Genomic DNA, 26,816 nt, shown 5'->3' on the forward strand with positions numbered 1-26,816 from the left:
CGCGCGGGGCCCGTTGCTAGGGTGAGGGTAACCCTCGTCCACGGTGCCGCCCATGCGCCTGTATCGTCTGCTGCGCTCCCTGCGATGGGTCGGGCTGCTGATCCTCCTGGCCGTCCCGGTCGCCGCCGCCCCCTGTCCGACCCCGCCTTCGTCCGCGGCGGTCGAGGCCCTGATGGCGCGCCTGGCCGAATGGGACGAGGCCTACTACCGGCGCGGCCAGTCTGCGGTAAGCGACGACGTCTACGATCAGGCCCGAACACGCCTCGAGGCCTGGCGGCGTTGCTTCCCCGAGCGGGTGCCTGCGGCGGTGGCGCCGGGCTACCCGCCCGGCGAGGCGCGCCACCCGATCCCCCAGACGGGACTGGCCAAGCTACCGGACGCCGAGGCGGTGGCACGCTGGCTGGTGCGCCGCCGCGATGCCTGGATCCAGCCCAAGGTGGACGGGGTGGCGGTGACCCTGGCCTATCGTCGCGGAGAACTGGTGGCGGCCATCAGCCGCGGCGACGGCGAGCGGGGGCAGGACTGGATTCGGCGGGTGAGGCGTCTGCCAGCGGTGCCGGCCCGTCTGCCCGAACCGCGGGATGCCGTGCTGCAGGGCGAGCTCTACCGACGCCTCGAGGGCCATGTGCAGGCCGAGGCCGGCGATGGTGGGGCGCGTGCCGAGGTAAGCGGCCTGATGGCGAGGGAAGCGCTGGGTGATGACGCCGCGGAGCGGATCGGGCTGTTCGTCTGGGACTGGCCCGACGGCCCGAATGACATGGACGAGCGGCTGGAAGGGCTCGCGGCGCTGGGCTTCGTGGATACGGCGGCCTATACCCATCCGGTGGCCGACCTCGCCGCGGTCAAGCGTTGGCGCCGGACCTGGTTCCAGGGCCCGCTGCCCTTCGCCACCGACGGGGTGGTGCTGCGCCAGGCCTCGCGCCCGGCCGCCGCTGCCTGGCGGGCCGAGCCACCCGACTGGGCGGTGGCCTGGAAGCATCCGCCCCGGGAGGCGCTGGCCGAGGTGCGCGGGGTGGAGTTTCGCATCGGCCGCACCGGTCGCATCACCCCGCTGCTCCATCTGCACCCGGTGACTCTGGAGGGGCGCACCATCCGTCGGGTCGGTGTGGGGTCGCTCTCCCGCTGGCGCGAGCTGGATATCCATGCCGGCGACCACGTCATCATCGCCCTGGCCGGACTGACCATTCCCCGCCTCGAGGCGGTGGCCTGGCGCGGGGCCGAACGTCGACCGCTGCGCCTGCCGGACCCCGAGGCCTATCACGCCCTGAGTTGCCTGCGCGCCTCGCCGGGGTGCGAGGCTCAGTTCCTGGAGCGCCTGGCCTGGCTATCGGGCCCCGAGGCGCTGGACCTCGCCGGCGTCGGCCCGGGCACATGGGAGGCGTTGGTGGAGGCCGGTCTGATCGAGGAGCTGCTCGACTGGCTGACCCTGGATCAACGCGCTCTCCGTCGTGCCCACGGTATCGGCGAGGTGCGTGCGGGCAGGCTGATGGCCACCTTCGCGGCGACCAGGGAGTCAGCCTTCGCTCGCTGGCTGCAGGCGCTGGGCGCGCCGCCCGGGGTGGAGGCCGGCCTCCCGGCCGACTGGAAAACCCTGGCCGGGCAGGGAGTCGACGACTGGGCGGCCCTGCCCGGGGTGGGGCCGGAGCGCGCCGAGGGACTGACCGAGTTCTTCGCCCACCCCGAAGTGCGACGCCAGGCCGAGCGGCTGGCAGGCCTGGGAGTGGCCGGCTTCAGGCGTTGATTGTCGCCGTCTCGGCTTGCTGCCTATAGTGAGGGGCATGCCCTTCGCCGTCCCCTTCGCAATCCATGAGGTGAGCCCATGAACCAGCCCGCCGTGACCACGCCCGCGACGCAGGACTTCAAGGTCGCCGACCTTTCCCTGGCCGACTGGGGGCGTCGCGAGATCCGCATCGCCGAGACCGAGATGCCGGCGCTGATGACGATTCGCGAGCAGTACCGCGAGTCCCGGCCGCTGGCGGGAGCCCGCATCGCCGGCTGCATCCACATGACCATCCAGACCGCGGTGCTGATCGAGACGCTGATCGACCTGGGCGCCAGCGTGCGCTGGTCCTCCTGCAACATCTTCTCCACCCAGGACCATGCCGCCGCCGCCATCGCCGCCGCGGGTATCCCGGTATTTGCCTGGAAGGGCGAGACCGAGGAGGAGTTCTGGTGGTGCATCGAGCAGACCGTGGCAGGGCCGGATGGCTGGGCGCCCAACCTGGTGCTCGACGATGGCGGCGACCTGACGCTGCTGCTTCACGAGAAGCGCCCCGAGCTGCTCGACGCCATCCACGGCATCTCTGAAGAGACCACCACCGGGGTGCACCGGCTGCAGGAGATGCTGCGCGGCGGCTCGCTCAGGGTGCCGGCCATCAACGTCAACGATGCCGTGACCAAGTCGAAGAACGACAACAAGTACGGCTGCCGCCACTCCCTCAACGACGCCATCAAGCGCGCCACCGACCACCTGCTGGCCGGCAAGCAGGCATTGGTGGTGGGCTACGGCGACGTGGGCAAGGGCTCGGCGGCCTCGCTGCGCCAGGAGGGCATGATCGTCAAGGTCGCGGAGATCGACCCGCTGTGCGCCATGCAGGCCTGCATGGACGGCTATGAGGTGGTCTCGCCCTACGTCGGCGGCGAGAACCTCGGCCTGGAAAGCATCGACCGCGGCCTGCTCGCGCGCATCGATCTGGTGGTGACCTGCACCGGCAATATCGGCGCCTGCGACGCCGCCATGCTGCAGACCCTCAAGCCCGGGGCGGTGGTGTGCAACATCGGCCACTTCGACAGCGAGATCGATACTGGCTACATGCGCCGCCACTGGCACTGGGAGGAGGTCAAGCCCCAGGTGCACAAGGTCTATCGCGACAGCAAGCCCGACGAGTTCGACCCTGCCAGCCGCGACTACCTGATCCTGCTCTCCGAGGGGCGCCTGGTGAACCTGGGCAACGCCACCGGCCACCCCTCCCGGGTGATGGACGGCTCCTTCGCCAACCAGGTGCTGGCGCAGATGCACCTCTACCAGGGGCGCTTCGCCGAGCTGCCGGCCGGAGAGAAAACCGCAGCGCTCACTGTGAGCGTGCTGCCGCGCCACCTCGACGAGGAGGTGGCCCGCTACATGGTGGAGGGCTTCGGCGGGGTGATCACCCGCATGACCGAGGCCCAGGTCGACTACACCGGCGTGCCGGCGGACGGCCCCTACAAGCCTAACGACTACCGTTACTGACTTATCCTGGGCCAGTGGATCCACTGGCGAGAAGCGCCGGGGGCAGGCCGAAGAGGAGGTCCTACGCCAGGGATGGCGTCGGTAGCGCCCAGGGATGGGTTCACAGCGCCTCCTCGCAGGCCTGCCGCCGGAATAGCTTCGAGCCAACTGCGCTGCTGGGTGGCGCCTTTTAAAGTGCAGCCAGGCGTATCATCAGCGTCAGGTAGAAGGGGATCAGCAGCGGGGCTGCCAGGGTGGTGACCAGCACCGCCTGGGCGCCCTTGGCCGGGGCGATGCCCAGCTCCATGGCCACTACCACCACGTTGGCGGCCATGGGCACCACACCCAGCAGCAGCATGGCCATGGCCAGTTCGGGAGAGAGCGGAGCCACGGCCTGGAGCAGTAGCACCGCGCCCAGCGCCAGCAGCGGCCAGAGCACACAGCGGATCGCCACGCAGGCACCGATAAAGCGGGCATCCACCTCCCGGATGCTGACTCTCCCCAGCGTCATGCCGATGATCATCATGCCCAGCAGGGTGTAGGTCGCCGGGAATACCGCCAGTCCCTGCATGGCTGCCGCCGGCACATCAATCCCCAGGCCGCTGACCACGAGTGCCGCCAGGAAGGCATAGACCAGCGGCAGTCGCACGATCTTGGCCAGGCTCTCGGCCACCGAGAACTGCCCCCGAGCGCTCAGGTAGAAGCCCACCGTGAACTCGTAGAGGGTGATGCCCAGCACACAGAACAGGTAAAGCGTGACCCCCTCCGGCGGCAGCAGCACCAGGGCCACCGGCAGGCCGAAGTAGCCGGTATTGCCGGTGCCGGCGGAGAAGGCCAGCAGGGCGCTCTCCTGGGGCGCGAAGGTGCCGCGGGTCAGGCGATGCACCAGCAGGGCGAGCAGGCTGGCCACCGCGAAGGCCGCCAGGGTCAGCAACAGGTAGGTGGGGGTGGGGCCGCCCTGCACCAGGCCGCGGAAGAAGGTCAGTGGCGCCACCAGGTAGATCAGCAGGGTGGCGATGGGGCGCGGGTCCACCGCGAGACGCCGTGCGGCCAGCCAGCCCAGGGCGACATAGCTCAGGAGGGTCCACAGTGGGCCCATCAGGGCGCCGGGGTCGATGGCGTGCATGTAATGTTCCCTGTTGCATGACTCGAGGGCACATGATGCCCGGGGTGGCGCCGGTCGCCAACTTGAATGAAATCGATATGGCACCGCGGATCTTTCATTGGTGGCGAGGACGCAGACTCGTCACAATGGTCCCATCATGCAAACGCCTCATGAGGAGACCCGATGAGCACGCAGCAACACCCGCTGGGCATCAGCTTCGAATTCTTCCCGCCCAACACCGAGGCCGGCCGCGAGAAGCTGATCGGGGTGCGCGACGCTCTGGCCGAGCGCTCGCCGCGCTTCTTCTCGGTGACTTACGGCGCCGGTGGCTCCACCCAGGACCGCACCCTGAACACCGTGCGCCAGGTCCGTGAGGCGGGCATCACCACCGCGCCGCACCTCTCCTGCATCGGCAGCGAGAAGGCGCAACTGCGCGACCTGCTGGCCCGTTACCGCGAGGAGGGCATCGACAACCTGGTGGCCCTGCGTGGCGACCTGCCCTCGGGCATGGGCGGCATCGGCGAGTTCCGCTATGCCAACGAGCTGGTGGAGTTCATCCGCGAGGAGACCGGCGATCACTTCGAGATTGCCGTGGCCGCCTATCCGGAGTCGCATCCCCAGGCGCCCAGTTTCGAGCGTGACGTCGAGAACTTCGCCCGCAAGGTGAAGGCCGGTGCCAACCTCGCCATCACCCAGTACTTCTTCAACGCCGACGCCTACTTCCACTTCGTGGACCGGGCGCGTGCCCTGGGCGTCGAGGCGCCCATCGTGCCGGGCATCATGCCGATCACCAACTATGCCAAGCTGGCGCGCTTCTCCGACGCCTGCGGGGCCGAGATTCCGCGCTGGATGCGCAAGCAGCTCGAGGCCTACGGCGACGACAGCGAGTCCATTGCCGCCTTCGGTGAGGAGGTGATCACACGCCTCTGCCAGCGCCTGCTCGATGGCGGCGCGCCGGGCCTGCACTTCTACACGCTCAACCAGGCGGCGCCGAGCCTGCGCATCGTCGATAATATCGTCGGCTGACATCGATCGCGGCACCTCACATGACGCAGCGAGCCCCGCCATCTGGCGGGGCTCGCTGCGTTGGACTCCCTGTATTGGAGCAGTGCCCCGCCTTGGGCGGGGCCGGGTCCTCAGCTCGAGGCGGAAGCCGGCGAGGCGCCCCCACCGCCCTTGCCGTGAAGCTTGCGCTGCATCAGGAACAGCGCGGTGCCGATGGCCAGGCCGGCGATATCGGTGTAGATGCCGCCGTAGATCATGAACAGCGCACCGATCAGCATCACGATTCGCTGCCAGGCCTTCACCGGGCCAAAGAACCAGGCCTGGACCACGGCGGCCAGCAGCACGATACCCAGGGTGGCGGTGACGCCGACCCGCAGGATCTGCATCCAGGAGCCTTCCATCAGCATGGCCGGGCTGTAGAAGAACATGAAGGGCACGATGAAGGCGGCCAGGCCGATCTTGAACGAGGCCACTGAGGTGCCCATGGCATTGTCGCCGGAGATGCCCGCCGCGGCGTAGGAGGCCAGGGCCACCGGCGGGGTGATCGCCGAGACCACCGCGAAGTAGAACACGAAGAAGTGCGCCACCAGCGGCTGGATGCCGATGCCGATCAGGCCCGGGGCGACCACCGAGGCGGCCACCGCGTAGGCGGCGGTCGTCGGCATGCCCATGCCGAGCAGGATCGAGATGCACATGGCGAAGAACAGCGCCAGCAGCTGGCTGACCCCGGCCAGGCCGAGCAGCAGTGAGGAGAAGCGTGCGCCGACCCCGGTCAGGGCGATGACGCCGACGATCAGGCCGGCACAGGCGCACACGGCGATGATCTGGATCGACATGGTGCCGGCCAGCTGCAGCGCCGTGAGGATGGCGCGAAGCCCCATGCGGTGAGGAGTGAGCCAGCTCACCATGGCCGCCGAAGCGGTGGCCAGGGTGCCGGCGCGGATCACCGAGTAGCCCATGAACAGGGCGGCGATCAGGATGATGATCGGCGTGAACAGGTAGACCTGCTTGGCCAGGCGACGGAATTGCGGGATCTCCTCCTTGCGCATGCCGCGCATGCCCTTGCGGGCGGCCTCGAAGTCCACCATGCAGTAGATCGACAGGAAGTAGAGGATGGCGGGGATCAGCGCCGCCACGGCGATCTCGGTATAGGGGATGCCGGTGACCTCGGCCATGATGAAGGCGCCGGCGCCCATGATCGGCGGCATGATCTGCCCGCCGGTGGAGGCGGCGGCCTCGATGGCCCCGGCGCTGCGTGCCGGGTAGCCGACCTTCTTCATCAGCGGGATGGTCAGCGAGCCGGTGGAGACCACGTTGCCGGCCGAGGTGCCGTTGATCATGCCCATCAGGCCGGAGGCGAAGATGGAGACCTTGGCGGGGCCACCGCGGGCCCGGCCGGCGGCGGCGAAGGCGAAGTTGACGAAGTAGTCGCCGACCTTGGAGGCCTGCAGGAAGGCGGCGAAGATGATGAACAGGATGATGTAGGTGGACGAGACCGCGGTGGTCGGCCCGAGGATGCCGGCGTCGGTATAGACCTGGCTGAAGAAACGGTTGAGGGACAGCCCCGGGTAGCCCAGGAAGCCCGGCAGGTACGGGCCGGCGAAGACGTAGATCAGGAAGATCGCCGAGATGGTCACCAGCGCCAGGCCGGCGACCCGGCGGGTCAGCTCGAGGATCAGCAGCGAGCCGGCGATGGCCGCATAGGAGATGCCGACGGGGGCGAAGGGGGTACCGGTGGAGGCGCGCAGCGGGCTGTTAAACATCACCAGCAGGTAGCCGGCCACCGACAGGGAACAGACCATCAGCACCAGATCGGCGGGGGAGAGTGTCTCGCGCACCTGGCGGTAGCCCCAGGAGAGCAGGATGGCGGCGGCGGTGGTCAGCATCAGCGGATAGCCGAAGTGCCAGGCCTCGATCTCAGGGGCGATGCGCAGGGCGCCTGCGTCGATCGCCTGATACATCATCACCACTCGCACCAGGGTGTAGAGCGCCGGGATCAGCAGGGCGTAGCTCAGCCAGCGCATCCAGGCGGCGGAGCGCTCGTGCTCCTGGTCGGCGAAACGGGTGCCGGCATAGAAGCCGAAACCGAGGATCAGCGCGCCGGCGATGTGCAGGATGCGAAACGACCAGGTCTCCAGCGGGTAGACGTTCAGCGAGACCAGGTGGAACAGCGAGTAGGCGATGGCCAGGGCGCCGAACAGCAGCCACTGCCAGCCGGCATAGAGCCGCCGGTTGGATTCGGCGGCGACCTCATCGACGCCCTCGGCGTTGATGGGCTGGACGACGTCGTCAGCGGCGACGTCGTCTCGGGAATCGGGGGAGTGCGACATGAAGACACCCTTGGGTGTGGGACGAAACGACAAGCATGCCGCCCCGGATCGGTGAGGGAGCCGGGGCGGCGTTCAGGGTGGAACGGCTTACAGCTTCAGATCGTCGGGGATCTCGTGGCCGTTTTCCTCATACCAGCGCACGGCGCCCGGGTGGAACGGCAGCACGGTGTTGTACTGGATGTTCTCCGGGATGCTGGTGGCGGCGCTGCGGTGGACGTCCATCATCTTGTCGTTGTTCTCCATGCTCAGCTTGGTGATCTCGTAGACGAAGTCCTCGGGCAGATCACAGCCGGCGATGGTGAAGTTCCACATGGAGACGGCGCGGGCGTCCTCCTCGAGGGTCTGGTAGGTGCTGGCCGGGATCATGAACGGCGAGACCGGGAACGCCTCGAGGACCTGGGCCTGCTCCTCTTCGGTGAACTCGACGATGTTGATGTCGGTCTGCACCTCGAGCTGGCTGACCGCGGGGATCGGGATGCCGGCGGCGAAGGCGATGACATCGATCAGGCCGTCCTGCAGCTGGCCGCCCAGGTCGTTCCAGCCGCCGTTGCGGCGCTCGAAGTCGACGCCCAGCTCCTCGAGGATGGCCGGGAAGTAGGTGTCGGAGGTGGAGGCCGCCGGGCCGAAGCCGATGCTGGCGCCGTCGGGGATGTCGGCGATCGAGGTGATGCCGCTGTCGGACAGGGCGGTGATGGAGAACGGGGTCTCGTACATCGGGAACAGCGCACAGACGTTGTCCATCGGCACGCCGGGAGCCAGCGGGCTCTCGCCGGCCAGGGCCTCGGCGGCGGGGCCCATGGTGGTCAGGCCCAGGGCCAGCTCACCGGTGTGCACCAGGGCGAGGTTCTGGTTGGGGCCGCCGGTGACCTCGCCGCCGCCGGAGATGCCCAGCTCGTCGGCGATCAGGTTGGCCCAGCCGGAGCCATAGACGAAATAGGTGCCGCCCTGGCTGGCGGTGCCCACGGTAAAGTTATCTGGCCAGTCGCTGCGATCCTGGGCGGAGGCCGAGGCGGCGACCAGCAGGGTGCCGGCGACGGTGCCGGCGAGCAGCTTGGTGGAGAGAAGACGCATGGCGTGACTCCATTGCATGTTGTCGTTGGTGATGTCCCGGGCGCCTGGCGCCCGGCAGGAGCCCTCTCAGTCTGGCAGCTCCTGTCGGGCATGCCGTCGGCGTCGGGGCGCGGCTTTCAACGTAGGGCGTTCATTCCGCTACACGGCAATGAATATAGCAAGGGTCGGACCATCTTCTTGGAAAGGCTTTGATATCAGTCAATTGGAAAGCCTTTATCCGACCTTGGTCGAATTCCCTCCGGCGTCGAAGGGGCGGTTTCTCGCACTCTGGGTCGTCGGCAGTGTGCGGAAATCCGCACATGTCTGTCGTCATGACTGGAAAGCGCAGTTGGGCAGGTGAGAGTGGCGCTACGCCGCCAGGGCGCCGATCAGCCGGCTGGCCTGGTGCAGGTCGTTCAGCAGCGAGGAGGCGAGCCAGGGGTCGAGGCGGTGCTCGCGCAGGTGCTCCGCCAGGCGGCGCTGCCAGCGCTGGCGCACCTCGTCGATGGGCCCGGCGATATCGCTGGCCTCGGGGTCGTTGGCCAGGCGGTTGAGGCCCTGGGCGAGGGCGAGGCGGATCTCGTCGTGGGCCGCGCGCAGGGGGCTTGCCGGGGCAGCGTGGCGCAGCAGGCTGCGCTGGAGCACCTCGCCGAAGCGTACCGCCTCGACCATGCGCAGGGTGCGGGCGTAGAGGGTCTCGAGGCGGGCCTGCTGCTGCTCGGTCAGCGGCTCGTCGATGCGCGCGTAGAAGTCGAGGATCTCCGCCATCAGCGGCTTGATCCGCTCATGGTAGCGGGCGTTGACCGTCGGCCAGTCCTCGGGGGCGATAGGGCGCTCGACTACCTCGCGGGAGGGTGGGTGGCCGATCGCCTCGGCGCTGGGCACCAGGATTGCCGAGCAGAGCAGGTGGTAGGCGCGGCGATTGAGGCGATGGCACTCCTGCTCCATGGCGGCCATGGCGGTATCGGCGTGCTGTAGCGCGGCCGGCGTCAGATAGCGGGCCTGGGCCGGCAGGAGGTGGGTCGGCTGCGGGAAGAGGCGCTCGAGGCGTGTCGCCAGGCGCGGGATCCAGGGCAGCATCAGCAGGATGCCGAGCAGGTTGAACAGGGTGTGGAAGAGCGCCAGCTTGAGCGGCCAGGCATCCTCGGCCAGGCCGATAAACGCCCCGAGCTGATCCACCACCCAGGCCAGCGGCACCAGCAGGGCCAGGGCCACGGCGGCGGTGACCAGATTGAAGGCCACATGGGCCCCGGCCAGGCGCCTGGCCGGGGCCCCCGAGCCCAGCGCCCCCAGCACCGCTGTTACCGTGGTGCCGACGTTGGCGCCGATGGCCACCGCCAGGGCGGGCAGGTAGGGCAGCTGTCCCCCTGCCAGTGCCGCCAGGGTGATCAGCAGGGTGGCGTGGCTCGACTGCATCACCACCGTGGCCAGCACCCCGAAGAGCACGAACAGCGGCCAGTGCCAGGCGCTGCCGCCGGCCAGGCCGTCCAGCGAGAGTCCGTTCTGCCAGGCGGCGAAGCCCAGCTTCATGAAGTCGATGCCGAGGAACAGCAGGCCCACACCCAGCAGCAGCCCGGCGATGGCCGCGCGGCCGTCGTCCAGCAGCCGGGAACCGAGCAGGCCGATGGCCAGGAAGGGCATGGCGAAGGCGGCCAGGTCGAAGCGCAGGCCGAAGGCGGCGATCAGCCAGGCGCCAGTGGTGGTGCCGAGGTTGGCGCCGAACAGCAGGGCGATGGCGCCGGGCAGGGCGACCAGCCCGGCACCCACGAAGGACATGGCGAGCAGGGTGACCAGCGAGCTGGACTGCACCAGGGCGGTGGCCGCCGCCCCCACGCCGATGGCGCGCAGGGGCTTCGAGGTGGCGGCATGCAGCCAGCGGTCGAGGGTGCCGCCGGAGAGGCGCTTGATGGACTCCTGCAGGCGGGTCATGCCCCACAGGAAGAGCCCCAGCCCGGCGGCCAGGGTGGCCAGGTCGGGGCGCGCCAGCAGCAGGGCGGCGGCTGCGGCCAGGCCCAGCGCCTCCAGCTGCCGGCGTCGCGACAGCAGGGCCCGCGCCACTCCCTGGCGGGTCACCTCAGCGTCCCTTGGGGTCGAGGATCTTGACGGTCTGGAAGTCCTCGGCGGTGTCCTCCTGGTGGGGGCGGTTGACGCGGGTGGTCAGCTCCGGGGCAGCCTGCTCCTCGATGGGCAGCTGCTCGAAGAAGTCGCAGCTGACGCACTCGCGGTAGCGGATGCCGTTCTGCTCCCAGCTGCGGATGCGGTCCATCTCGGCGCAGCGCGGGCAGATGGCGCCGGCGATAAAGCGTTTCTGGACGGCCATGGGGACTCCTGTAGGCCTCGGCCCGTGGGCCGAGGCGTGTATGGCGAAGGATCAGCTGGCGCGGATACCGCTGTGGCGCAGCAGTGGCTCGACGCTGGGCGCACGGCCGCGGAAGGCCTGGAACAGCTCGGCGGCGTCGCGGGAGCCACCCCGCTCGAGGATCTCGGTGCGGAAGCGGTGTCCGGTCTCGGGATCGAAGATACCCGCTTCCTCGAAGGCACTCCAGGCATCGGCGGAGAGCACCTCGGCCCACTTGTAGCTGTAGTAGCCGGCCGCGTAGCCGCCGGCGAAGATATGGCCGAAGCCGTTCTGGAAGCGGTTGAAGTCGGCCCTGGGCACCACCGAGATGGCATCGCGCACCGCGTCGAGCAGTGCCTGGATCTCGGCGGCGGAGGGGGCCGCAAGCTCATGGTGCAGGCGCAGGTCGAACAGCGAGAACTCCAGCTGGCGCACCATGCCCATGGCGGACTGGAAGTTGCGGGCCGCCTGGAGCTTCTCGAGCAGCTTGGCGGGCAGCGGTTCGCCGCTGTCGACATGGCCGGCGATCAGGTCGAGCCCCTCGCGCTCCCAGCAGTAGTTCTCCATGAACTGGCTGGGCAGCTCCACGGCATCCCAGGCCACGCCGTTGATCCCGGAGATATCGGCGATGGTCTGTCGGGTCAGCATGTGGTGCAGGCCGTGGCCGAACTCGTGGAACAGGGTGGTCACCTCGTCGTGGGTGAGCAGCGCCGGCCGCTCCCCCACCGGGCGGGTGAAGTTGCAGGTCAGGTAGGCCACCGGCAACTGCAGGGAGTCGCCTTCGTGGCGGCGCACCCGGCACTCGTCCATCCAGGCGCCGCCGCGCTTGCCCTCGCGGGCGTAGAGGTCGAGGTAGAATCCGGCGATGGGCTCGCCCTGCTCCATGATACGGAAGAAGCGCACGTCCGGATGGTAGCGCGGGGCACTCTCGTCCTCGGCGAAGGTGACGCCGAACAGCCGCTCCACCACCCGGAACAGACCATCCACCACCTGCGGCGCGGGGAAGTAGGGGCGCAGCTGCTCCTCGTTGATGGCGTGGCGCTCCTCGCGAAGCTTCTCGCTGGCGTAGCCGATATCCCAGGGGGCGAGCTCGGCCATGCCCAGCCGCTGGCGGGCGAAGGCCTCGAGTTCGGCGAACTCCTCGCGTGCCTGGGGCACGGCGCGCCGGGCCAGGTCCTCGAGGAAGGCCTGGGCCTCGGCCGGGGACTCGGCCATCTTGGTTTCCAGCGAATAGTCGGCGTAGGTGGCGAAGCCCAGCAGCTCGGCCAGCTCGTGGCGAAGGGCGAGGATCTCCTCCATCAGCGGGGCGTTGTCATACTGGCCGGCGTGGGGGCCCTGGTCCGAGGCGCGGGTGACGAAGGCGGTGTAGACCTCGCGGCGCAGCTCGCTGTCGTCGGCGTAGGTGACCACCGGGAAGAAGCTGGGGAAGTCCAGGGTGATGCGGTAGCCCGCGACCCCCTTGGCCTCGGCGTTGGCACGCAGGGTGGCCAGGGCACTCTCGGGCAGGCCGGCAAGGCGTGACTCGTCGGCCAGGTCCAGGTGCCAGGCCTGGGTGGCGTCGAGCAGCTGGTTGGAAAAGGTGTTGGAGAGCTCGGAGAGGCGTGCCTTGATCTCGCCGTAGCGGCGCTTCTTCTCGGTGGGCAGGTCGACGCCGGCGAGGCGGAAGTCGCGCAGGGTGTTCTCCACGGTACGACGCTGGGCGTCGTCCAGCGTCTCCCAGGCAGCCCCCTCCTTCAGCGCCTGCCAGGCACGGAACAGCCCCTCGTGCTGGCCCAGCCAGGTGCTGTACTCGGAGAGCTTGCCCAGACAGGCCTGGTAGGCCTCGCGCAGCTCGGGATTGTTCATGGTGCCGTTGAGGTGGGAGACCGGCGACCAGGCGCGCGACAGGCGGTCGTTGAGCGACTCCAGCGGTGCGGCCAGGCTCTCCCAGCGGGGCGGCTCACTTTCGGCCCGCTCGACCAGCGCCTCGATGGCATGGCGGTTCTCGGCGAGCAGCTCGTCGATGGCCGGCACCACGTGCTCGGGGCGGATGGCCTCGAAGGGGGGAAGCTCATGGGTCTCGAGCAGGGGGTTGCGGGGCATGCGCACCTCGAATCATGGAGTGGATGCTCCCAAGATGAGGGCGCGCGGGGCGACTTTCAATCGGTGGCAGGGTTTGCCGTGTGGGGGCGGGCTGCTAGGCTTGCGGGCTTTCATGCGTGCGGGATCCCGCACGCGGTATTTCGGGAGTAGCAACGATGAGCGAGACGCTGGAGCGCTGGAGCACGCGGCGCGCCTTTATCCTGGCGGTAACCGGGGCGGCGGTGGGGCTGGGCAACATCTGGCGTTTTCCCTACATCACCGGCGAGAACGGCGGGGCGGCCTTCCTGGTGCTCTATGTGGCCTTCGTGCTGCTGCTGGGGCTGCCGGTGATGATGGCCGAGATCATGGTGGGCCGTGCCGGGCGACGCAGTCCGGTGGGTTCGCTGGGGCACCTGGCGGCCGCCGGCGCCAGTCGTCACTGGCGTCTGCTGGGGCTGTTCGGCGCCTTCACGGTGTTCTGCATCCTCTCCTTCTACTCGGTGGTCTCCGGCTGGTCCATCGAGTTCCTGGTGGCCTCCATCAATGGCGACTTCCGCGGTGCCGCCCCCGCCGAGATTGGCGCCGGCTTCGATGCCTTCCTGGCCGACCCGGGGCGCATGACCCTCAACCACACCCTGTTCCTGGCCATGACCATGCTGGTGGTGGCCGCCGGGGTGGCCAAGGGGCTGGAGCGCCTCAACAACCTGCTGATGCCGCTGCTCTATCTGCTGCTGCTGATGCTGGCGGGCTATGCCGCTACCACCAGCGGTTTCGGCACCGCCCTGGCGTGGCTGTTCCAGCCCGACCTCTCGGCGGTGACCCCGCTGGTGGTGATGCATGCCATGGGTCACGCCTTCTTCACCCTGGCGGTGGGCGCCTGCGCGCTGATGGCCTACGGCGCCTACATGCCGGACCACCAGAGCCTGCCGCGGGCCGTCGGGGCGGTGGCGGTGCTCGATGTGACCGTGGCATTGCTGGCCGGCATCGCGATCTTCTCGGTGGTGTTCTCCCAGGGCATGGACCCCGGCGAGGGGCCCGGCCTGATGTTCGTCACCCTGCCCATCGCCTTCGCCGAACTGCCCTGGGGTGCGCTGTGGCTGAGTCTCTTCTTCCTGCTGCTGCTGCTGGCCACCTGGACCTCGTCGATCAACCTGGCCGAGCCCATGGTCTCCACGCTGCAGGGCCTGGGCCTCAAGCGTGGTATCGCCGCGGCCCTGGTGGGCCTGGCGGTGTGGCTGCTCGGGCTGCTGACGGTGTTCTCGTTCTCGAGCCTGGCCGAGTGGCGCCCGCTGTTCGGCATGAACGGCTTCGAGCTGGTCAGCACCATCCCGCCGGAGGTCTTCCTGCCCCTGGGTGGCCTGCTGATCGCCATCTTCGCCGCCTGGGTGGTGCCGGAGGCCACGGCACGCCGCGCCCTGGGCGTGGGTGACAGCGGCTTTACCCTGTGGCGCATGGTGACCCGCTGGGTCGCCATTCCGCTGACGCTGGTAGTATTGGTGGCCGGACTGATCTGAACGCCGATCGAAGATGAGGAGATCCCGATGAGCGAGTCGATGGCCATTCGGCCCTGGAAAGGCAAGCGCCCGAGCCTTGGTGAGCGGGTCTATATCGACCCGGCGAGCCTCGTGCTCGGCGATGTGGAGCTGGGCGACGACTGTTCGGTCTGGCCCATGGCGGTAATCCGTGGCGACATGCACCGCATCCGGATCGGCGCGCGGGTCAGCGTGCAGGATGGCTGCGTGCTGCATATCACCCACGCCAGCGACTTCAATCCCGGCGGCTTCCCGCTGACCATCGGCGACGATGTCACCATCGGCCACAAGGCGATCCTGCATGGTGCCACCCTGGGCAGCCGCATCCTGGTGGGCATGGGGGCTATTGTCATGGATGGCGCCGTGGTGGAGGACGAGGTGATCATCGCCGCCGGCGCCGTGGTGCCGCCGGGCAAGCACCTGGAGGGTGGCCATGTCTACGCCGGTAACCCGGCCAGGGCGCTGCGCCCGCTCAAGGACAAGGAGCGTAAGTTCTTCCCCTATACCGCCGGCAACTATGTCAGGCTCAAGGACGACTACCTCGCGGCGGCGGCGGAATAACCCTCTAAGCCCCTGTTTTTCCATGTGGTAACGGGCGATAATCTGGCTTTTTGTCCAGCTGGTTTTTCATCCAGCATCGGATGGCCGGAGACGCAGGAGTCCGTTACCGCATGGCCGATTTTCGCACCCATCTCACTGCCGCCGTGGGCGGTGGCACCCTGCTCGCCGTGGGCGGCTGGCAGGCAGGGCTCTGGAGCCCGGCAGAGGCGCTCTCCGTGGCGGCCCTGACCAGCTTCGGCGGGATCCTTCCCGATATCGACGCCGACAACTCCCACGCCGTGCGCCTCATCTTCAACACCCTGGCACTGCTGGCGGTGGTGGCCGGCGCGCTGCTGATGCAGGCCTGGCTGACGCCGGGGAGGCTGCTGCTGGCGTGCGGCGGCATCTACATCGGTGTGCGCTACCTGCTGAGCCCGGTCTTCAAGCGCCTCTCGGTGCATCGCGGGATCTGGCACTCCCTGCTGGCAGGGTTGCTCTGTGCGCTGGCCACCAGCGCCGTCGGGCATCGCCTGCTGCTCCTGGAGCCAGGCCTGGCCTGGTCCCACGGAGTGGCGGTGCTGCTGGGCTTCTGCATACACCTGCTGCTCGACGAGATGTTCAGTGTCGATCTCACCGGGGCGCGTCTCAAGCGCTCCTTCGGCACCGCCTTCAAGCTCTTCGACTACCGGGAGCCCTGCAACTCCGTGCTGATGCTGCTGATGATCGCCGGCCTGGTGCCGCTGCTGCCCGCCTGGACACCGCTGCTGATGCTTCTCGATCAGGGCGCGGCGCTGTGGCGATAGTCCTCGGCGCGCAGGCCATACTTCCGTAGCTTGTCGTAGAGGGTCTTGCGCGGCAGGCCTAGCCGCTCGCTGACCTCGCTGACGCGGCCATGGTGGCGGGTCAGCGCCTGGTCGAGCAGGCTCTTCTCGAACAGCTCCACCTGCTGGGGCAGCGGGAGTTCGCCCGCCTCGCTCTCGGCCCCGGCCAGCAGGGCATCCAGCCGGTAGTCGAAGGCCGCCCCCAGCAGCACATAGCGTTCGGCCAGGTTGCGCAGCTCACGCACGTTGCCCGGCCAGTCATGGGCGAGCAGTGCGGAGATGCCGGAAGCGTCCAGGGACGGTGCCTCCAGGCCGCTGCGGTTGGCAGCCACCACCGCGAAGTGCTGGAACAGCAACGGGATGTCCTCGCGTCGCTCGCGCAGGGAGGGGATCGGCAGGGTGACCACGTCGAGGCGGTAGTAGAGATCCTCGCGGAATGCCCCGGCCTCGGCGGCGGCCTTGAGATCCACCTTGGTGGCGGCGATCACTCGGATATCCAGCGGCACCGGCACGTTGGCGCCCAGGCGTTCGACACTGCGCTCCTGCAGCACCCGCAGCAGCTTGACCTGCAGCGAGAGTGGCATCGACTCGATCTCGTCGAGGAACACCGTGCCGCCGTTGGCGTGCTCGAACTTGCCGATGCGCCGCTCCACGGCGCCGGTGAAGGCACCCTTCTCGTGGCCGAACAGCTCCGACTCGATGGTGCTCTCCGGCACCGCGCCGCAGTTGATCGCCACGAAGGGGTGGCCGGCACGGGCGCTGCGCTCATGGATGGCACGCGCCACCAGGTCCTTGCCGGCGCCGGTCTCGCCGAACAGCAGCACGTCGGCCTCCACCTGGCTGATGCGCTGCACCATGGCCGCCAGGCGCTGGATGGCCGGAGTGCGGCCCACCAGGCGGGGGCCGGGGGCGGCCTGCTGGGCCTCCAGTTCGGCGCGCAGCCGACGGTTTTCGAGGCTCAGGCGACGCTTTTCCACCCCGCGCCGCACCACTTCCACCAGCCGCTCGGCGGCGAAGGGCTTCTCCAGGAAGTCCCAGGCACCTTCGCGCATGGCCTCAACGGCGGTGGAGATATCGCCATGCCCGGTAATCAGGATCACCGGCAGGTCGGGGTCGCGGCGCCGCACCTCCCTAAGCAACGCCATGCCGTCCATGCCGGGCATGCGGATATCGCTGACGATGACGCCGGGGAAGTCACTCTCGAGGGCGTGCAAGGCCGCCTCTGCACTGGCGAAGGGTGCCGGTGCATAGCCGGCCAGCTCCAGGGTCTGGCCGGCACTGATGCGCAGGTGGAGCTCGTCGTCGACGACCATCACCGGAGTGTCGACCGTTTCATGCATGGGGCAGGCTCTCCTGGTCGGGGCAAGGCGGGGCGGGGGTCAGGTGCTCCTGAGGCAGCAGGATGGTGAAGCGGGCGCCGCCTGGGTGGAGGTTCTCGGCACCCAGGCGGCCGCCCAGGTCGTCGATGATACGCGATGAGATGGAGAGCCCCAGCCCCAGGCCGCTGCCCGGGGACTTGGTGGTGAAGAAGGGCTCGAAGATCCGCTGCAGGTCGGCCGGGGCAATGCCCGGACCGTTGTCCTCCACCGCCAGCTCGACACTCTCCCGGTCGGCCTCGACGCTCAGCGTCAGGCATGGTGCGTCACGGCCGGCCATGGCGTGCAGGGCGTTGCCGATCAGGTTGACCAGCACCTGTTCCAGGCGCACCGGGTCAGCCCTGACCCAGACGGGAGCCTCGGGGAAGCTGCGTTCGATTTGCACGCCGGCGTCCTGCAGCCGGGTCTGGAACAGGCGCAGGGCGTACTCGAAGCAGTCACTGACCGAAACCGCACTGCGCCGTTCGTCGCCCTTGCGGGAGAACTGGCGCAGCTGGGCGCTGATCTCGGCCATGCGTCCGGTCAGCTCGACGATCTCGGCCAGGTTGCGGTCGGCGCTCTCCAGGCGCTCGCGAGCGATAAAGGCGCGGGCGTTCTCGGCGTAGGCGCGAATCGCGGCCAGGGGCTGGTTGAGCTCGTGGTTGATGCCCGCGGCCAGCTGGCCGAGCACGGCGAGCTTGGCGGCCTGGATCAGTTCATCGCGGGTCTGACGCAGGTCCGCCTCGGCGCGCTTGCGCTCCTCGACCTCGTCGGAGAGGCGGCGGTTGGTCTCGACCAGGTCGCGGGTGCGGCTGGCCACGTTGCGTTCCAGCTCGTCACGGGCCCGGGCCAGGGTATGCCGCTCGCGTTCGGCGAACAGTTCGCGCTCGCGGCGCAGTCGCAAACGCTGCCAGCCGAAGCCGCCGCCCAGCAGTACGATGCCGTAGAGCCCGCCGGCGAGGAGGGCAGAGACCCACTGTGCCTGGGCCACCGAGTCCAGCGGCTTGAGGATCAGCATCTCCCAGCCGAGCTGGGGCAGCGCCCGCTGCAGACCCAGGAAGCGCTCGTCGGCCAGCGGTCCCGAGCTGAAGCCGACCAGGCGGGTGCGTTCGCCCAAGGGCGCGAGCACCTCGAGGCCGGAGTGGTGAAGGGGTTCGTCGGCATAGCGGCGGGTGGCCAGCAGCGCCTCCCTCTCCTCCGCGGAGAGCGGCGCCAGCGAGGCCATGCGCAGCTCGGGCCGGCTGGCCATGAAGATGATGTCGTCGGCGTCGGTGACCAGCAGCTCGGCCTCCTGCTCGGCCCAGCTCTCCTCCATCGCGTCGAGCAGCACCTTGACCACCATGACCCCGTCCGGCGAGGCATCGGGGGCGGTATCGTCCAGCCAGACCGGGGCAGAGAAGTAGTAGCCGCGCTCCAGTGACTGCACGCCGAGGCCGTAGAAGCGCCCGGGTCGGCCGGCGATGGCGTCGCTGTAATAGCTGCGGAAGGCGTAGTTCTGGCCGATGAAGGTGTCGGGGCGATGCCAGTTGCTGGCCGCCAGGGTGTCGGCGTGGCGGTCGAGCAGGTAGATGTCGGAGACCCCGGTGGCCGCCCGGAAGCGGTCGAGCAGGCGGTTGAGCGGCATGGGATCCTGGCTCTCCGGGGAGGAGAGGAAGCGGCGCACCGCCTCCCGGGAGGCCAGCAGTCGGGGCAGGTAGTCGTGGCGGGAGAGGTGGCCGATCAGTCCGGCGGCCGAGAGGCGCAGCTCGTTATCGGCATCCTGCCGGAGTTCCTGCAGTGCCTGCTGGCGTGCCACCTCGGCGGCCTGCCATATCACCAGGGCGAGACCCAGCGGCGCAAGCAGCCACAGCCAGCGCCGCCAGCGCCTGGGTAGCCGGGACGCATGGGCCATCGCCGTCATGAAGCTCCTTCGCGGCGCGGCACGGGCATGGCCTGGGCGCGACGCAGGGCGCGCTGGGCGCGGGTCTCGGCGCGTTCGACCTCGAGCAGCCCCTCTTCCACGAAGACCAGGTGCTCGTGGGCGCGGGTGCGGGCGTCCTCGGCGCGGCCCTCGAGGATGGCATCGAGCAGCGCACGATGCTGCTTCATCAGCAGGGGGCGCGACTCGGGCTTCTCGAAGAGGTGAGCGAGGTTGTCGACGATGCTCTTCTCCAGCAGATGGAAGATGCCGCGAATGTTATGCAGCAGCAGCACGTTGTGCGCCGACTCGGCGATGGCCAGGTGGAAGGCGGCATCGGCCTTGGCTTCCTCGGCCGGGTCGTGACCCTGGAAGCACGCCTCCAGCTCCTCGAAGCGCTTGATCAGCAGCGCCTTGTCGGTAGGCGTCGAACGCAGCGCGGCATAGTAGGCGGAGAGGCCCTCCATGGCATCGCGGAACTCCAGCAGGTCCAGGTGGAACTCGCCGTGACGCGAGAGCATCTCGAGCAGCGGGTCGCTGTAGCCGCTTTTGAGCTCCTCGCTGATGAAGGTGCCGCCCCCCTGACGGCTGATCAACAGGCCCCGGGCAGCGAGCTTCTGGATGGCTTCGCGCAGCGAGGGCCGCGAGACGCTGAAGCGTTCCGCCAGCTCACGCTCGGGTGGTAGTTTCTGTCCGGGCTGGAGGCTGCCCTCGAGGATCATCGCCTCGAGTCTTTCGGTGATCACATCGGCCAGGCGCGGCTGGCGCAGGGGCGGGTAGGCCATGGCGAGGCTCCGGTGGTGGTCGAGGGTTCGATGGGGAGGCTTGGCCACATTTTACTGCAGGATATTGGTATTACCAATATCCGGCGTGGTGAGGTTGTCGGAAAGGAGAGAATATCTTACCGAATTTCAAAAGCTTGTAATAATGCCGAGCATGGGTAGACCAAAGTCTAGCGCGATATGGCGAGAAAAACCCCGTCGCTCGTTTGACACTGTAGCGGCGGCCTCCGTAAGGTTCGCCGAATCCGTCGGGTAAATTGGTTTTACCACTTTACCAGAGTGACGACCATGCCAGCTGTTGAAGGAATCGCCGATGACCGCCGTCAAGCTCTACCCTCCGAGGCCGGATAAGGTCTACCTGTTCGGCACCTGCCTGATCGACCTCTTCTACCCCGAGGCCGGGATGGATGCCATCCGGCTGCTCGAGCGCGAGGGCATCGAGGTGCTGTTCCCCGAGGACCAGACCTGCTGTGGCCAGCCGGCCTACACTTCCGGCTACCATGACGAGGCGCGTGCCGTGGCGGCGGCCCAGCTCGACCTCTTCCCCGAGCCCTGGCCGATCGTGGTGCCCTCGGGCTCCTGCGGCGGCATGATGCGTACCCACTACCCCCAGCTCTTCGCCGGCAGCGACCTCGAGGCGAAGGCCGAGGAGGTGGCCGGGCGCGTCTTCGAGCTGACCGAGTTCCTGATCCATGTCTGCCATCTTGACCTGGAGGATCGCGGCGAGCCCGAGAAGGTGGCGATGCACACCTCCTGCAGTGCGCGCCGCGAGATGGGGCTGGCCGAGACCGGGCCGGCGCTGCTGGCGAAGCTCGGTCAGGTCGAGCTGGTCGAGCAGGCGCGGGCCGCCGAGTGCTGCGGCTTCGGTGGCACCTTCGCGGTGCGTCACCCCGAGGTCTCCGCCGCCATGGTGGAGGACAAGACCCAGGCCATCGAGGCCAGCGGGGCGAAGCGCTTCGTGACCTCCGACTGCGGCTGCATGATGAACATCGGCGGGCGTTTCGAGAAGCTGAACAAGCCGATCCAGGGCGAGCATATCGCCAGTTACCTGTGGCGGAGGACCTCATGAGCGGACAGACCCCCGGCGTGCAGACCTACACCCCCCGCGAATTCCATCGTCAGGCCCATGACGCCCTGGGCAATCCGCAGATCCGCGCCAACTTCCGCAAGGCGATGGATGGCCTGATGTCCAAGCGGCGTGACAGCTTCGATGACTGGGATCTCGAGACCCTGCGCGAACTGGGCGCCAATATCCGCCTGCGGGCACTGGCGAAGCTGCCCGACCTGCTCGAGCAGCTGGAGGCCAACTGCGAGGCCAACGGCATCCGGGTGCATTGGGCCGAGGATGGCGAAGAGGCGTGCCGTATCGTCCGCGAGATCTGCGAGTCCCACGGGGCGCGCTCGGTGATCAAGGGCAAGTCGATGGTCTCCGAGGAGATGCACCTCAACGCCCATCTGGAGGAGGCGGGCATCGAGGCGCTGGAGTCCGATCTCGGCGAATACCTGGTGCAGCTCAACCAGCAGACTCCCTCGCACATCATCATGCCGGCGATCCATCTCAACACCGATGAGATCTCCGAGATCCTGCACGACAAGACCGGCACCGAGCGCACCCGCGACGTCGACTACATGACCGCGGCGGCCCGGCAGCAGCTGCGCGAGCGCTTCATGGCCGCCGATGTAGGGGTCTCGGGGGTCAACTTCGCGGTGGCCGAGACCGGCACCCTCTGCCTGGTGGAGAACGAAGGCAACGGCCGCATGACCACCACGGTGCCGCCGGTGCACGTCGCCGTGACCGGCATCGAGAAGGTGGTCGAGCACCTGCGCGACGTGCCGCCCCTCTACTCCCTGCTGACCCGCTCGGCCACCGGCCAGCATGTCACCACCTACTTCAACATGATCAGCTCGCCGCGCAAGGAAGGCGAGCACGACGGGCCGAAGGAGGTCCATCTGGTGCTGGTGGACAGCGGCCGTTCGCGCATCTATCAGGACGACGAGCTGCTCGACACTCTGCGCTGCATCCGTTGCGGCGCCTGCATGAACCACTGCCCCGTCTATACCCGGGTGGGCGGCCACACCTACGGCACCACCTACCCCGGCCCGATCGGCAGCATCCTCTCGCCCCACCTGATGGGGCTCGAGGAGACCAAGGACCTGCCCACCGCCTCCAGCCTGTGCGGCGCCTGTGGCGAAGTCTGCCCGGTGAAGATTCCGATCCCCGACCTGCTGGTGCGGCTGCGCAAGGAGTCGGTGGGCGAGGGGCGCGGTAACGTGCCCGGCGCCGGAATCAAGCGCACTCGCAAGGAGGTCGCCGCCTGGAAGGGCTTCCAGTGGCTGGCCACCCACCCTGGCGCCTGGCGTAGTGGCACCGCAGTGGCCGGCAAGCTCAGGGCATTGACGCCCGCAAAGCTGGGTGCCTGGACCGACTACCGCACCGCCCCCAAGCCGGCCGGTACCACCCTGCATGCGCTGGTCAAGCGGCATCAGGCGAACAAGAGCCATGAGCCGAACAGCAAAAGCCACGAGGAGGAGCGCTGATGAGTGCCCGCAACGCCATTCTCAAGCGCCTGCGCGAGCGCCTCGACGGACCGCTGAGTGCGCCGGAGAGCGACTTCACCGTGGCGACGAATCGTGGCTGGAGCCAGGAGGAGCGCCTGGCGCGCTTCGAGCGCTGGATCGGCTCGGTACATGGCGAGGTGGTCCATGTCGACGAGGCTCGCTGGACCGAGGCGCTGGCCGGGGTGCTCGCCGACAAGGGCGTGCGTCGGCTGGCGCTGGGCAAGCAGCACCCGGTGGCTGCCGAGGCCCGCAGTGCCCTGGCCGATGCCGACGTGGAACTGGTCGACGTGGATCGCGATATCGAACAGTGGCAGCGCGAGCAGTTCGAGAGCGTCGATGCCGGCCTGACCTCCACCCGCGGGGCCATCGCCGAGACCGGCAGCCTGTGGCTGTGGCCGACCCCCGACGAGCCACGCCTGATCAGCCTGGTACCGCCGCTGCATATCGCCGTGCTGGATGCCGATACCCTTGCGGACACCTTCTTCGATGTTGTCGAGGGCCATGGCTGGGCCGATGGCATGCCCACCAACGCCCTGCTGATCTCGGGCCCCAGCAAGACCGCCGATATCGAGCAGACCCTGGCCTACGGGGTGCACGGGCCGCGTGAACTGGTGGTCATCGTGCGCCATGCCGGTGACTCCGCCGGGATCTCGCGATGAGCCGGCCGAGCGCCGAGGCCTACCGGGAGCTGAAGGCCGCCCTGGCGGCCTCGTTGCCTGCAGAGCGGCTGATCGACGATCCGCTGCGCACCCTGGCGTACGGCACCGATGCCAGCTTCTATCGCCTGGTGCCGAGGCTGGTGGTGCGCCCCGAGAGCGAGGCGGAGCTGCGCGTGATCCTGGCCGAATGCCGGGCCCGACGGCTGCCGGTGACCTTTCGCGCCGCCGGCACCTCGCTTTCCGGTCAGGCGGTCACCGACTCGGTGCTGATCCAGCTGGGGCACGGCTGGCGCGGCCATGAGCTGCTCGACGAGGGGCGGGCGATCCGCCTGCAGCCCGGGGTGATCGGCGCTCGGGCCAACCAGTTGCTTGCCCCCTTCGGACGCAAGATCGGCCCGGACCCGGCCTCCATCAACAGCTGCATGATCGGTGGCATCGCCGCCAACAACGCCTCCGGCATGTGCTGCGGCACCGCCCAGAACAGCTATCGCACGGTACGTGATATCCGGGTCATTCTGGCCGATGGCAGCCTGCTGGATACCGCCGATCCCGAGAGCGTGGCGGCCTTCCGCGGCACCCACGCCGAGCTGCTGGCGGGGCTCGAGCGCCTTGCCGCCCAGACCCAGGGCAATGCCGAACTGGCCGAGAGGATCCGCCACAAGTACCGGCTCAAGAACACCACCGGCTATGCCCTCAACAGCCTGGTCGACTTCAGCGACGGTATCGAGATCCTCAAGCACCTGATGATCGGCTCCGAGGGCACCCTCGGATTCATCAGCACCATCACCTACCAGACCGTGGTGGATGAACCCCACAAGGCGGCGGCGCTGGCCTTCTTTCCGGACATGGCCACCACCTGCCGGGCCACCATCGCCCTGAAGCGTTCGCCGGTCTCCGCGGTGGAGCTGATGGATCGTGCCGCGCTGCGCTCGGTGGAGCGCGAGGCGGGCATGCCCGAGGTGCTGCGCACGCTCCCCGATGGGGCCGCGGCGCTGCTGATCGACGTGCGCGGCCACGACGATGCCGACCTGGCCGCGCGTATGGACGAGGTGCAGGGGACGCTGGAGGGTATCCGTACCCTGGAACCGGTCACCTTCACCCGCGATGCCGACACCTATGCCCTCTACTGGAAGATCCGCAAGGGCCTGTTCCCCGCGGTGGGGGCGATGCGCGACACCGGCACCACGGTGATCATCGAGGACGTGGCCTTTCCCATCGAGCGGCTCGACGAAGGCGTGCTGGCGCTGACCGAGACCTTCCACCGCCACGGCTATGCGGAGGCGATCCTCTTCGGCCACGCCCTGGAGGGCAATCTGCACTTCGTCTTTCCCCAGGGGTTCGAGAAGCCCGGCGAGGTCGAGCGCTACCAGGCGCTGATGGATGAGGTGGCGCAACTGGTCGGGGTCGAGTATGGCGGTTCGCTCAAGGCCGAGCATGGTACCGGGCGCAACATGGCGCCCTACGTGGAGCTGGAGTGGGGCCCCGAGGCCTATGCGCTGATGTGGGAGATCAAGGCGCTCTTCGACCCCGAGAACCAGCTCAACCCTGAGGTGATCCTGAGCCGCAACCCCACCCTGCATCTGGAGAACCTCAAGCCCTTGCCGGCGGCCCACGAGATCGTCGACAAGTGCATCGAGTGTGGCTTCTGCGAGCATGTCTGTCCGTCCAGGGACCTGACCCTGACGCCGCGCCAGCGCATCGTTATCACCCGCGAGGTGGCACGCCTCGAGGCGCTGGGTGACTCGGCAGGTGAGGCGGATGCGGTGCGCCTGGCATCACTGCGTGGGGGCCTTGCCTATCATGTGGATGCCACCTGCGCGGTGGACGGCCTGTGCGAGACCCAGTGTCCGGTAGGGATCAATACCGGAGATCTGGTGCGTGACATGCGTCGACGGCGCCCGAGCCAGCGTGCCGGATTGGCGCGCCGCATCGGCCGCCACTTCGACGGCGTCACCCGGCTGGCGCGAGGCTCGCTGCGGGCCGCAGGGGCAGTAAACAAGCTGATGGGCGATTCGCTGATGTCGCGTGCGGCCCGCGGCGCGCGTCGCCTGAGCGGCGAGCGTGTACCGCTGTGGACGCCGGCACTGCCCGGGGCCGCGCCGGTGCGCGTGCTGGGTGAGTTGCCGGATGCGGGCAATGATCGCCCCCGGGTGGTCTACCTGCCCAGCTGTGCGACTCGCATGTTCGGCGCCGACCGTCGCGACGCCGGAGAGTCGCGCTCGGTGATGGAGATCACCCTGGCGTTGCTCGACAGAGCCGGGTTCGCGGTGGTGATTCCCGAACGGGTCGATAGTCTCTGCTGCGGCATGGCCTTCCGTTCCAAGGGGCAGTTCGACGAGGCGGAGCACAAGGGGCGCGAGCTCAATCGCGAACTGCTTGCCGCCAGCGAGAACGGCCGCTATCCGATCCTCTGCGATACCAGCCCCTGCACCTTGCAGATGCAGGAGAGTCTCGACGCCTGCCTGGCACTGCATGAGCCCGTCACCTTCGCCCATGACCACCTGCTGTCGCGTCTGACCATTCGGCCACTCCAGGAGCGGGTGGCAGTCCACGTGACCTGCTCCAGCACGCGGATGGGGTTGGGCGAGAAGATGATAGCCCTGGCGCGGGCCTGTGCCAGCGAGGTAGTGGTGCCCGCGGAGGTTACCTGCTGCGGTTTCGCCGGCGACAAGGGATTCAGCGTGCCGGAACTCAATGCCTCGGCACTCGCCGGACTGGCGGAACAGGTGGTCGACTGCAGTGCGGGCTACTCCAACTCACGGACCTGCGAGATCGGACTGTCCCAGCATGGGGGCATCCCGTATCGTTCGATACTCGCGCTGCTCGACCGTGCCAGCCGGTAGGCAGGCACGGCGAGATGGACTATCCACAACCCCTGCGGGTGGAGGGGTGTGGATGACAGTGGTCATGCCGTCTTCGCCTTTCGGAGAGGTGCCTGGAACTTTTTTACCGGAAGGGCTTGCGCCCCGGCTCGCGGATCCGTAAAGTACGCATCCGCTGCCGGCAACGGGCACACGTTTCAGGCGGTGGAAGTGGAAGAAGTGATTGTTCTGCATGGGATTTTTCGGATTACTTCGAAACATTCCGATTGACAATCACGGCACGTTCGGTAGAATGTGCGCCACTCGTTCTACAGGGCTCGCTGAGGGCTCTATTCGCAGCCATCTCGGCAGGAAGAAATGGGCGGTCAGCGGAAACACGGACGGGATGCAGCGCATCGCCAACCACCGCTTGACACGCTGAGGCGAATCGGTAGAATACGCCTTCCTCGCAGGGCGCTGGCGACACGGAGTTCGCTCCGGCCGGCAGCAAGCGAGACGCTTCACCCGACAGAGTTCGAAGCCGCTCTTTAACAATCGATCAGGTAATTCATGTGGGCGCTTGCTGATGGCTCGGTGATCATGTCATTGAACCATCAAGGCAAGCGACTCGTCATAGATCTTCGGGTCTATTTGAGAACGTTTGAACCTTGAGCCAAGTTTGGTGCTACTTCAAGCACTTATGATCTTAAACTGAAGAGTTTGATCATGGCTCAGATTGAACGCTGGCGGCAGGCCTAACACATGCAAGTCGA

Annotated in this window: 19 protein-coding genes and 1 rRNA gene; 11 read left to right on the top strand and 9 right to left on the bottom strand. The window is 68.1% G+C overall.

From position 1 onward, the window contains the following. Positions 1 to 52: 52 nt before the first annotated feature. Both ligB and ahcY read left to right on the top strand, forming a co-directional pair. Positions 53 to 1,741, top strand: a complete 1,689-nt coding sequence (ligB, locus tag LWH48_RS13745; protein WP_232913019.1) for an NAD-dependent DNA ligase LigB — start codon at positions 53 to 55, stop codon at positions 1,739 to 1,741. Between the two features lie 78 nt (positions 1,742 to 1,819). Beyond that, positions 1,820 to 3,229 carry an adenosylhomocysteinase gene (gene ahcY, locus LWH48_RS13750; protein WP_232913020.1) on the top strand — a complete coding sequence of 470 codons (1,410 nt, stop codon included), beginning with the start codon at positions 1,820 to 1,822 and terminating at the stop codon, positions 3,227 to 3,229. Between the two features lie 169 nt (positions 3,230 to 3,398). On the opposite strand, the gene LWH48_RS13755 is transcribed toward ahcY, so the two are convergent. Next, complete coding sequence (locus tag LWH48_RS13755) at positions 3,399 to 4,334, bottom strand: AEC family transporter (RefSeq protein WP_232913021.1); 936 nt, start codon at positions 4,332 to 4,334, stop codon at positions 3,399 to 3,401. Between the two features lie 162 nt (positions 4,335 to 4,496). On the opposite strand from LWH48_RS13755, the gene metF reads away from it, so the two are divergent. Further along, positions 4,497 to 5,339, top strand: a complete 843-nt coding sequence (gene metF, locus LWH48_RS13760) for a methylenetetrahydrofolate reductase [NAD(P)H] (RefSeq protein WP_161431550.1) — start codon at positions 4,497 to 4,499, stop codon at positions 5,337 to 5,339. Between the two features lie 110 nt (positions 5,340 to 5,449). Here metF and LWH48_RS13765 read toward each other — a convergent pair whose 3' ends face one another. The 5 genes from LWH48_RS13765 to prlC all read right to left on the bottom strand — a co-directional run bounded on the left by LWH48_RS13765 (position 5,450) and on the right by prlC (position 13,118). Continuing rightward, a complete protein-coding gene (locus LWH48_RS13765) occupies positions 5,450 to 7,648 on the bottom strand; it encodes a TRAP transporter permease (RefSeq protein WP_232913022.1) in 2,199 nt (732 codons plus the stop codon). 87 nt (positions 7,649 to 7,735) lie between these two features. Beyond that, complete coding sequence (locus LWH48_RS13770; protein ID WP_232913023.1) at positions 7,736 to 8,719, bottom strand: TAXI family TRAP transporter solute-binding subunit; 984 nt, start codon at positions 8,717 to 8,719, stop codon at positions 7,736 to 7,738. 348 nt (positions 8,720 to 9,067) lie between these two features. Continuing rightward, positions 9,068 to 10,771, bottom strand: a complete 1,704-nt coding sequence (locus tag LWH48_RS18285) for a Na/Pi cotransporter family protein (protein WP_332875632.1) — start codon at positions 10,769 to 10,771, stop codon at positions 9,068 to 9,070. A gap of 1 nt (position 10,772) precedes the next feature. Continuing rightward, positions 10,773 to 11,018, bottom strand: coding sequence for a YheV family putative zinc ribbon protein (locus LWH48_RS13780; protein ID WP_161431546.1), 246 nt, complete (start codon positions 11,016 to 11,018; stop codon positions 10,773 to 10,775). Between the two features lie 51 nt (positions 11,019 to 11,069). Continuing rightward, positions 11,070 to 13,118 (bottom strand): oligopeptidase A, encoded by a 2,049-nt coding sequence (prlC, locus tag LWH48_RS13785; protein ID WP_232913024.1) that lies wholly within the window; start codon positions 13,116 to 13,118, stop codon positions 11,070 to 11,072. 155 nt (positions 13,119 to 13,273) lie between these two features. Here prlC and LWH48_RS13790 point away from each other — a divergent pair, with 155 nt between their 5' ends. The 3 genes from LWH48_RS13790 to LWH48_RS13800 all read left to right on the top strand — a co-directional run bounded on the left by LWH48_RS13790 (position 13,274) and on the right by LWH48_RS13800 (position 15,972). Then, on the top strand, positions 13,274 to 14,611 hold the full coding sequence (locus tag LWH48_RS13790; RefSeq protein ID WP_232913025.1) for a sodium-dependent transporter: 1,338 nt from the start codon (positions 13,274 to 13,276) through the stop codon (positions 14,609 to 14,611). A 27-nt stretch (positions 14,612 to 14,638) separates the two neighbouring features. Further along, positions 14,639 to 15,190: a gamma carbonic anhydrase family protein gene (locus LWH48_RS13795; RefSeq protein ID WP_232913026.1), complete on the top strand. Its 552-nt coding sequence runs from the start codon at positions 14,639 to 14,641 to the stop codon at positions 15,188 to 15,190. Between the two features lie 110 nt (positions 15,191 to 15,300). Then, positions 15,301 to 15,972: a metal-dependent hydrolase gene (locus LWH48_RS13800; protein WP_232913027.1), complete on the top strand. Its 672-nt coding sequence runs from the start codon at positions 15,301 to 15,303 to the stop codon at positions 15,970 to 15,972. Here LWH48_RS13800 and LWH48_RS13805 read toward each other — a convergent pair. From LWH48_RS13805 to LWH48_RS13815, 3 genes are read right to left on the bottom strand one after another with little or no spacing between them, the layout of a single operon-like run. Further along, complete coding sequence (locus LWH48_RS13805) at positions 15,948 to 17,330, bottom strand: sigma-54-dependent transcriptional regulator (protein WP_232913028.1); 1,383 nt, start codon at positions 17,328 to 17,330, stop codon at positions 15,948 to 15,950. The two genes, LWH48_RS13800 and LWH48_RS13805, sit on opposite strands and share 25 nt — an antisense overlap. Further along, on the bottom strand, positions 17,323 to 19,236 hold the full coding sequence (locus tag LWH48_RS13810) for a sensor histidine kinase (RefSeq protein WP_232913034.1): 1,914 nt from the start codon (positions 19,234 to 19,236) through the stop codon (positions 17,323 to 17,325). Before LWH48_RS13810 ends, LWH48_RS13805 begins: the two co-directional genes overlap by 8 nt. Positions 19,237 to 19,241: 5 nt before the next feature. Further along, entirely contained in the window at positions 19,242 to 20,027 is a 786-nt protein-coding gene (locus LWH48_RS13815; RefSeq protein WP_232913029.1) for a GntR family transcriptional regulator, read from the bottom strand. Between the two features lie 310 nt (positions 20,028 to 20,337). Between LWH48_RS13815 and LWH48_RS13820 the strand changes: the two genes are divergently transcribed. The 5 genes from LWH48_RS13820 to LWH48_RS13840 all read left to right on the top strand — a co-directional run. Beyond that, positions 20,338 to 21,093 (top strand): (Fe-S)-binding protein, encoded by a 756-nt coding sequence (locus LWH48_RS13820; protein WP_232913030.1) that lies wholly within the window; start codon positions 20,338 to 20,340, stop codon positions 21,091 to 21,093. Beyond that, on the top strand, positions 21,090 to 22,562 hold the full coding sequence (locus LWH48_RS13825) for a LutB/LldF family L-lactate oxidation iron-sulfur protein (protein WP_232913031.1): 1,473 nt from the start codon (positions 21,090 to 21,092) through the stop codon (positions 22,560 to 22,562). Before LWH48_RS13820 ends, LWH48_RS13825 begins: the two co-directional genes overlap by 4 nt. Next, on the top strand, positions 22,562 to 23,242 hold the full coding sequence (locus tag LWH48_RS13830; protein WP_232913032.1) for a LutC/YkgG family protein: 681 nt from the start codon (positions 22,562 to 22,564) through the stop codon (positions 23,240 to 23,242). The genes LWH48_RS13825 and LWH48_RS13830 overlap by 1 nt, the downstream gene beginning before the upstream one ends. Continuing rightward, positions 23,239 to 26,085 (top strand): FAD-binding and (Fe-S)-binding domain-containing protein, encoded by a 2,847-nt coding sequence (locus LWH48_RS13835; protein WP_232913033.1) that lies wholly within the window; start codon positions 23,239 to 23,241, stop codon positions 26,083 to 26,085. The genes LWH48_RS13830 and LWH48_RS13835 overlap by 4 nt, the downstream gene beginning before the upstream one ends. Before the next feature lie 666 nt (positions 26,086 to 26,751). Next, a 16S ribosomal RNA gene (locus LWH48_RS13840) occupies positions 26,752 to 26,816 on the top strand; the annotation flags it as partial.

It is taken from the genome of Halomonas sp. G15 (assembly GCF_021282295.1).
Taxonomy (GTDB): domain Bacteria; phylum Pseudomonadota; class Gammaproteobacteria; order Pseudomonadales; family Halomonadaceae; genus Halomonas; species Halomonas alimentaria.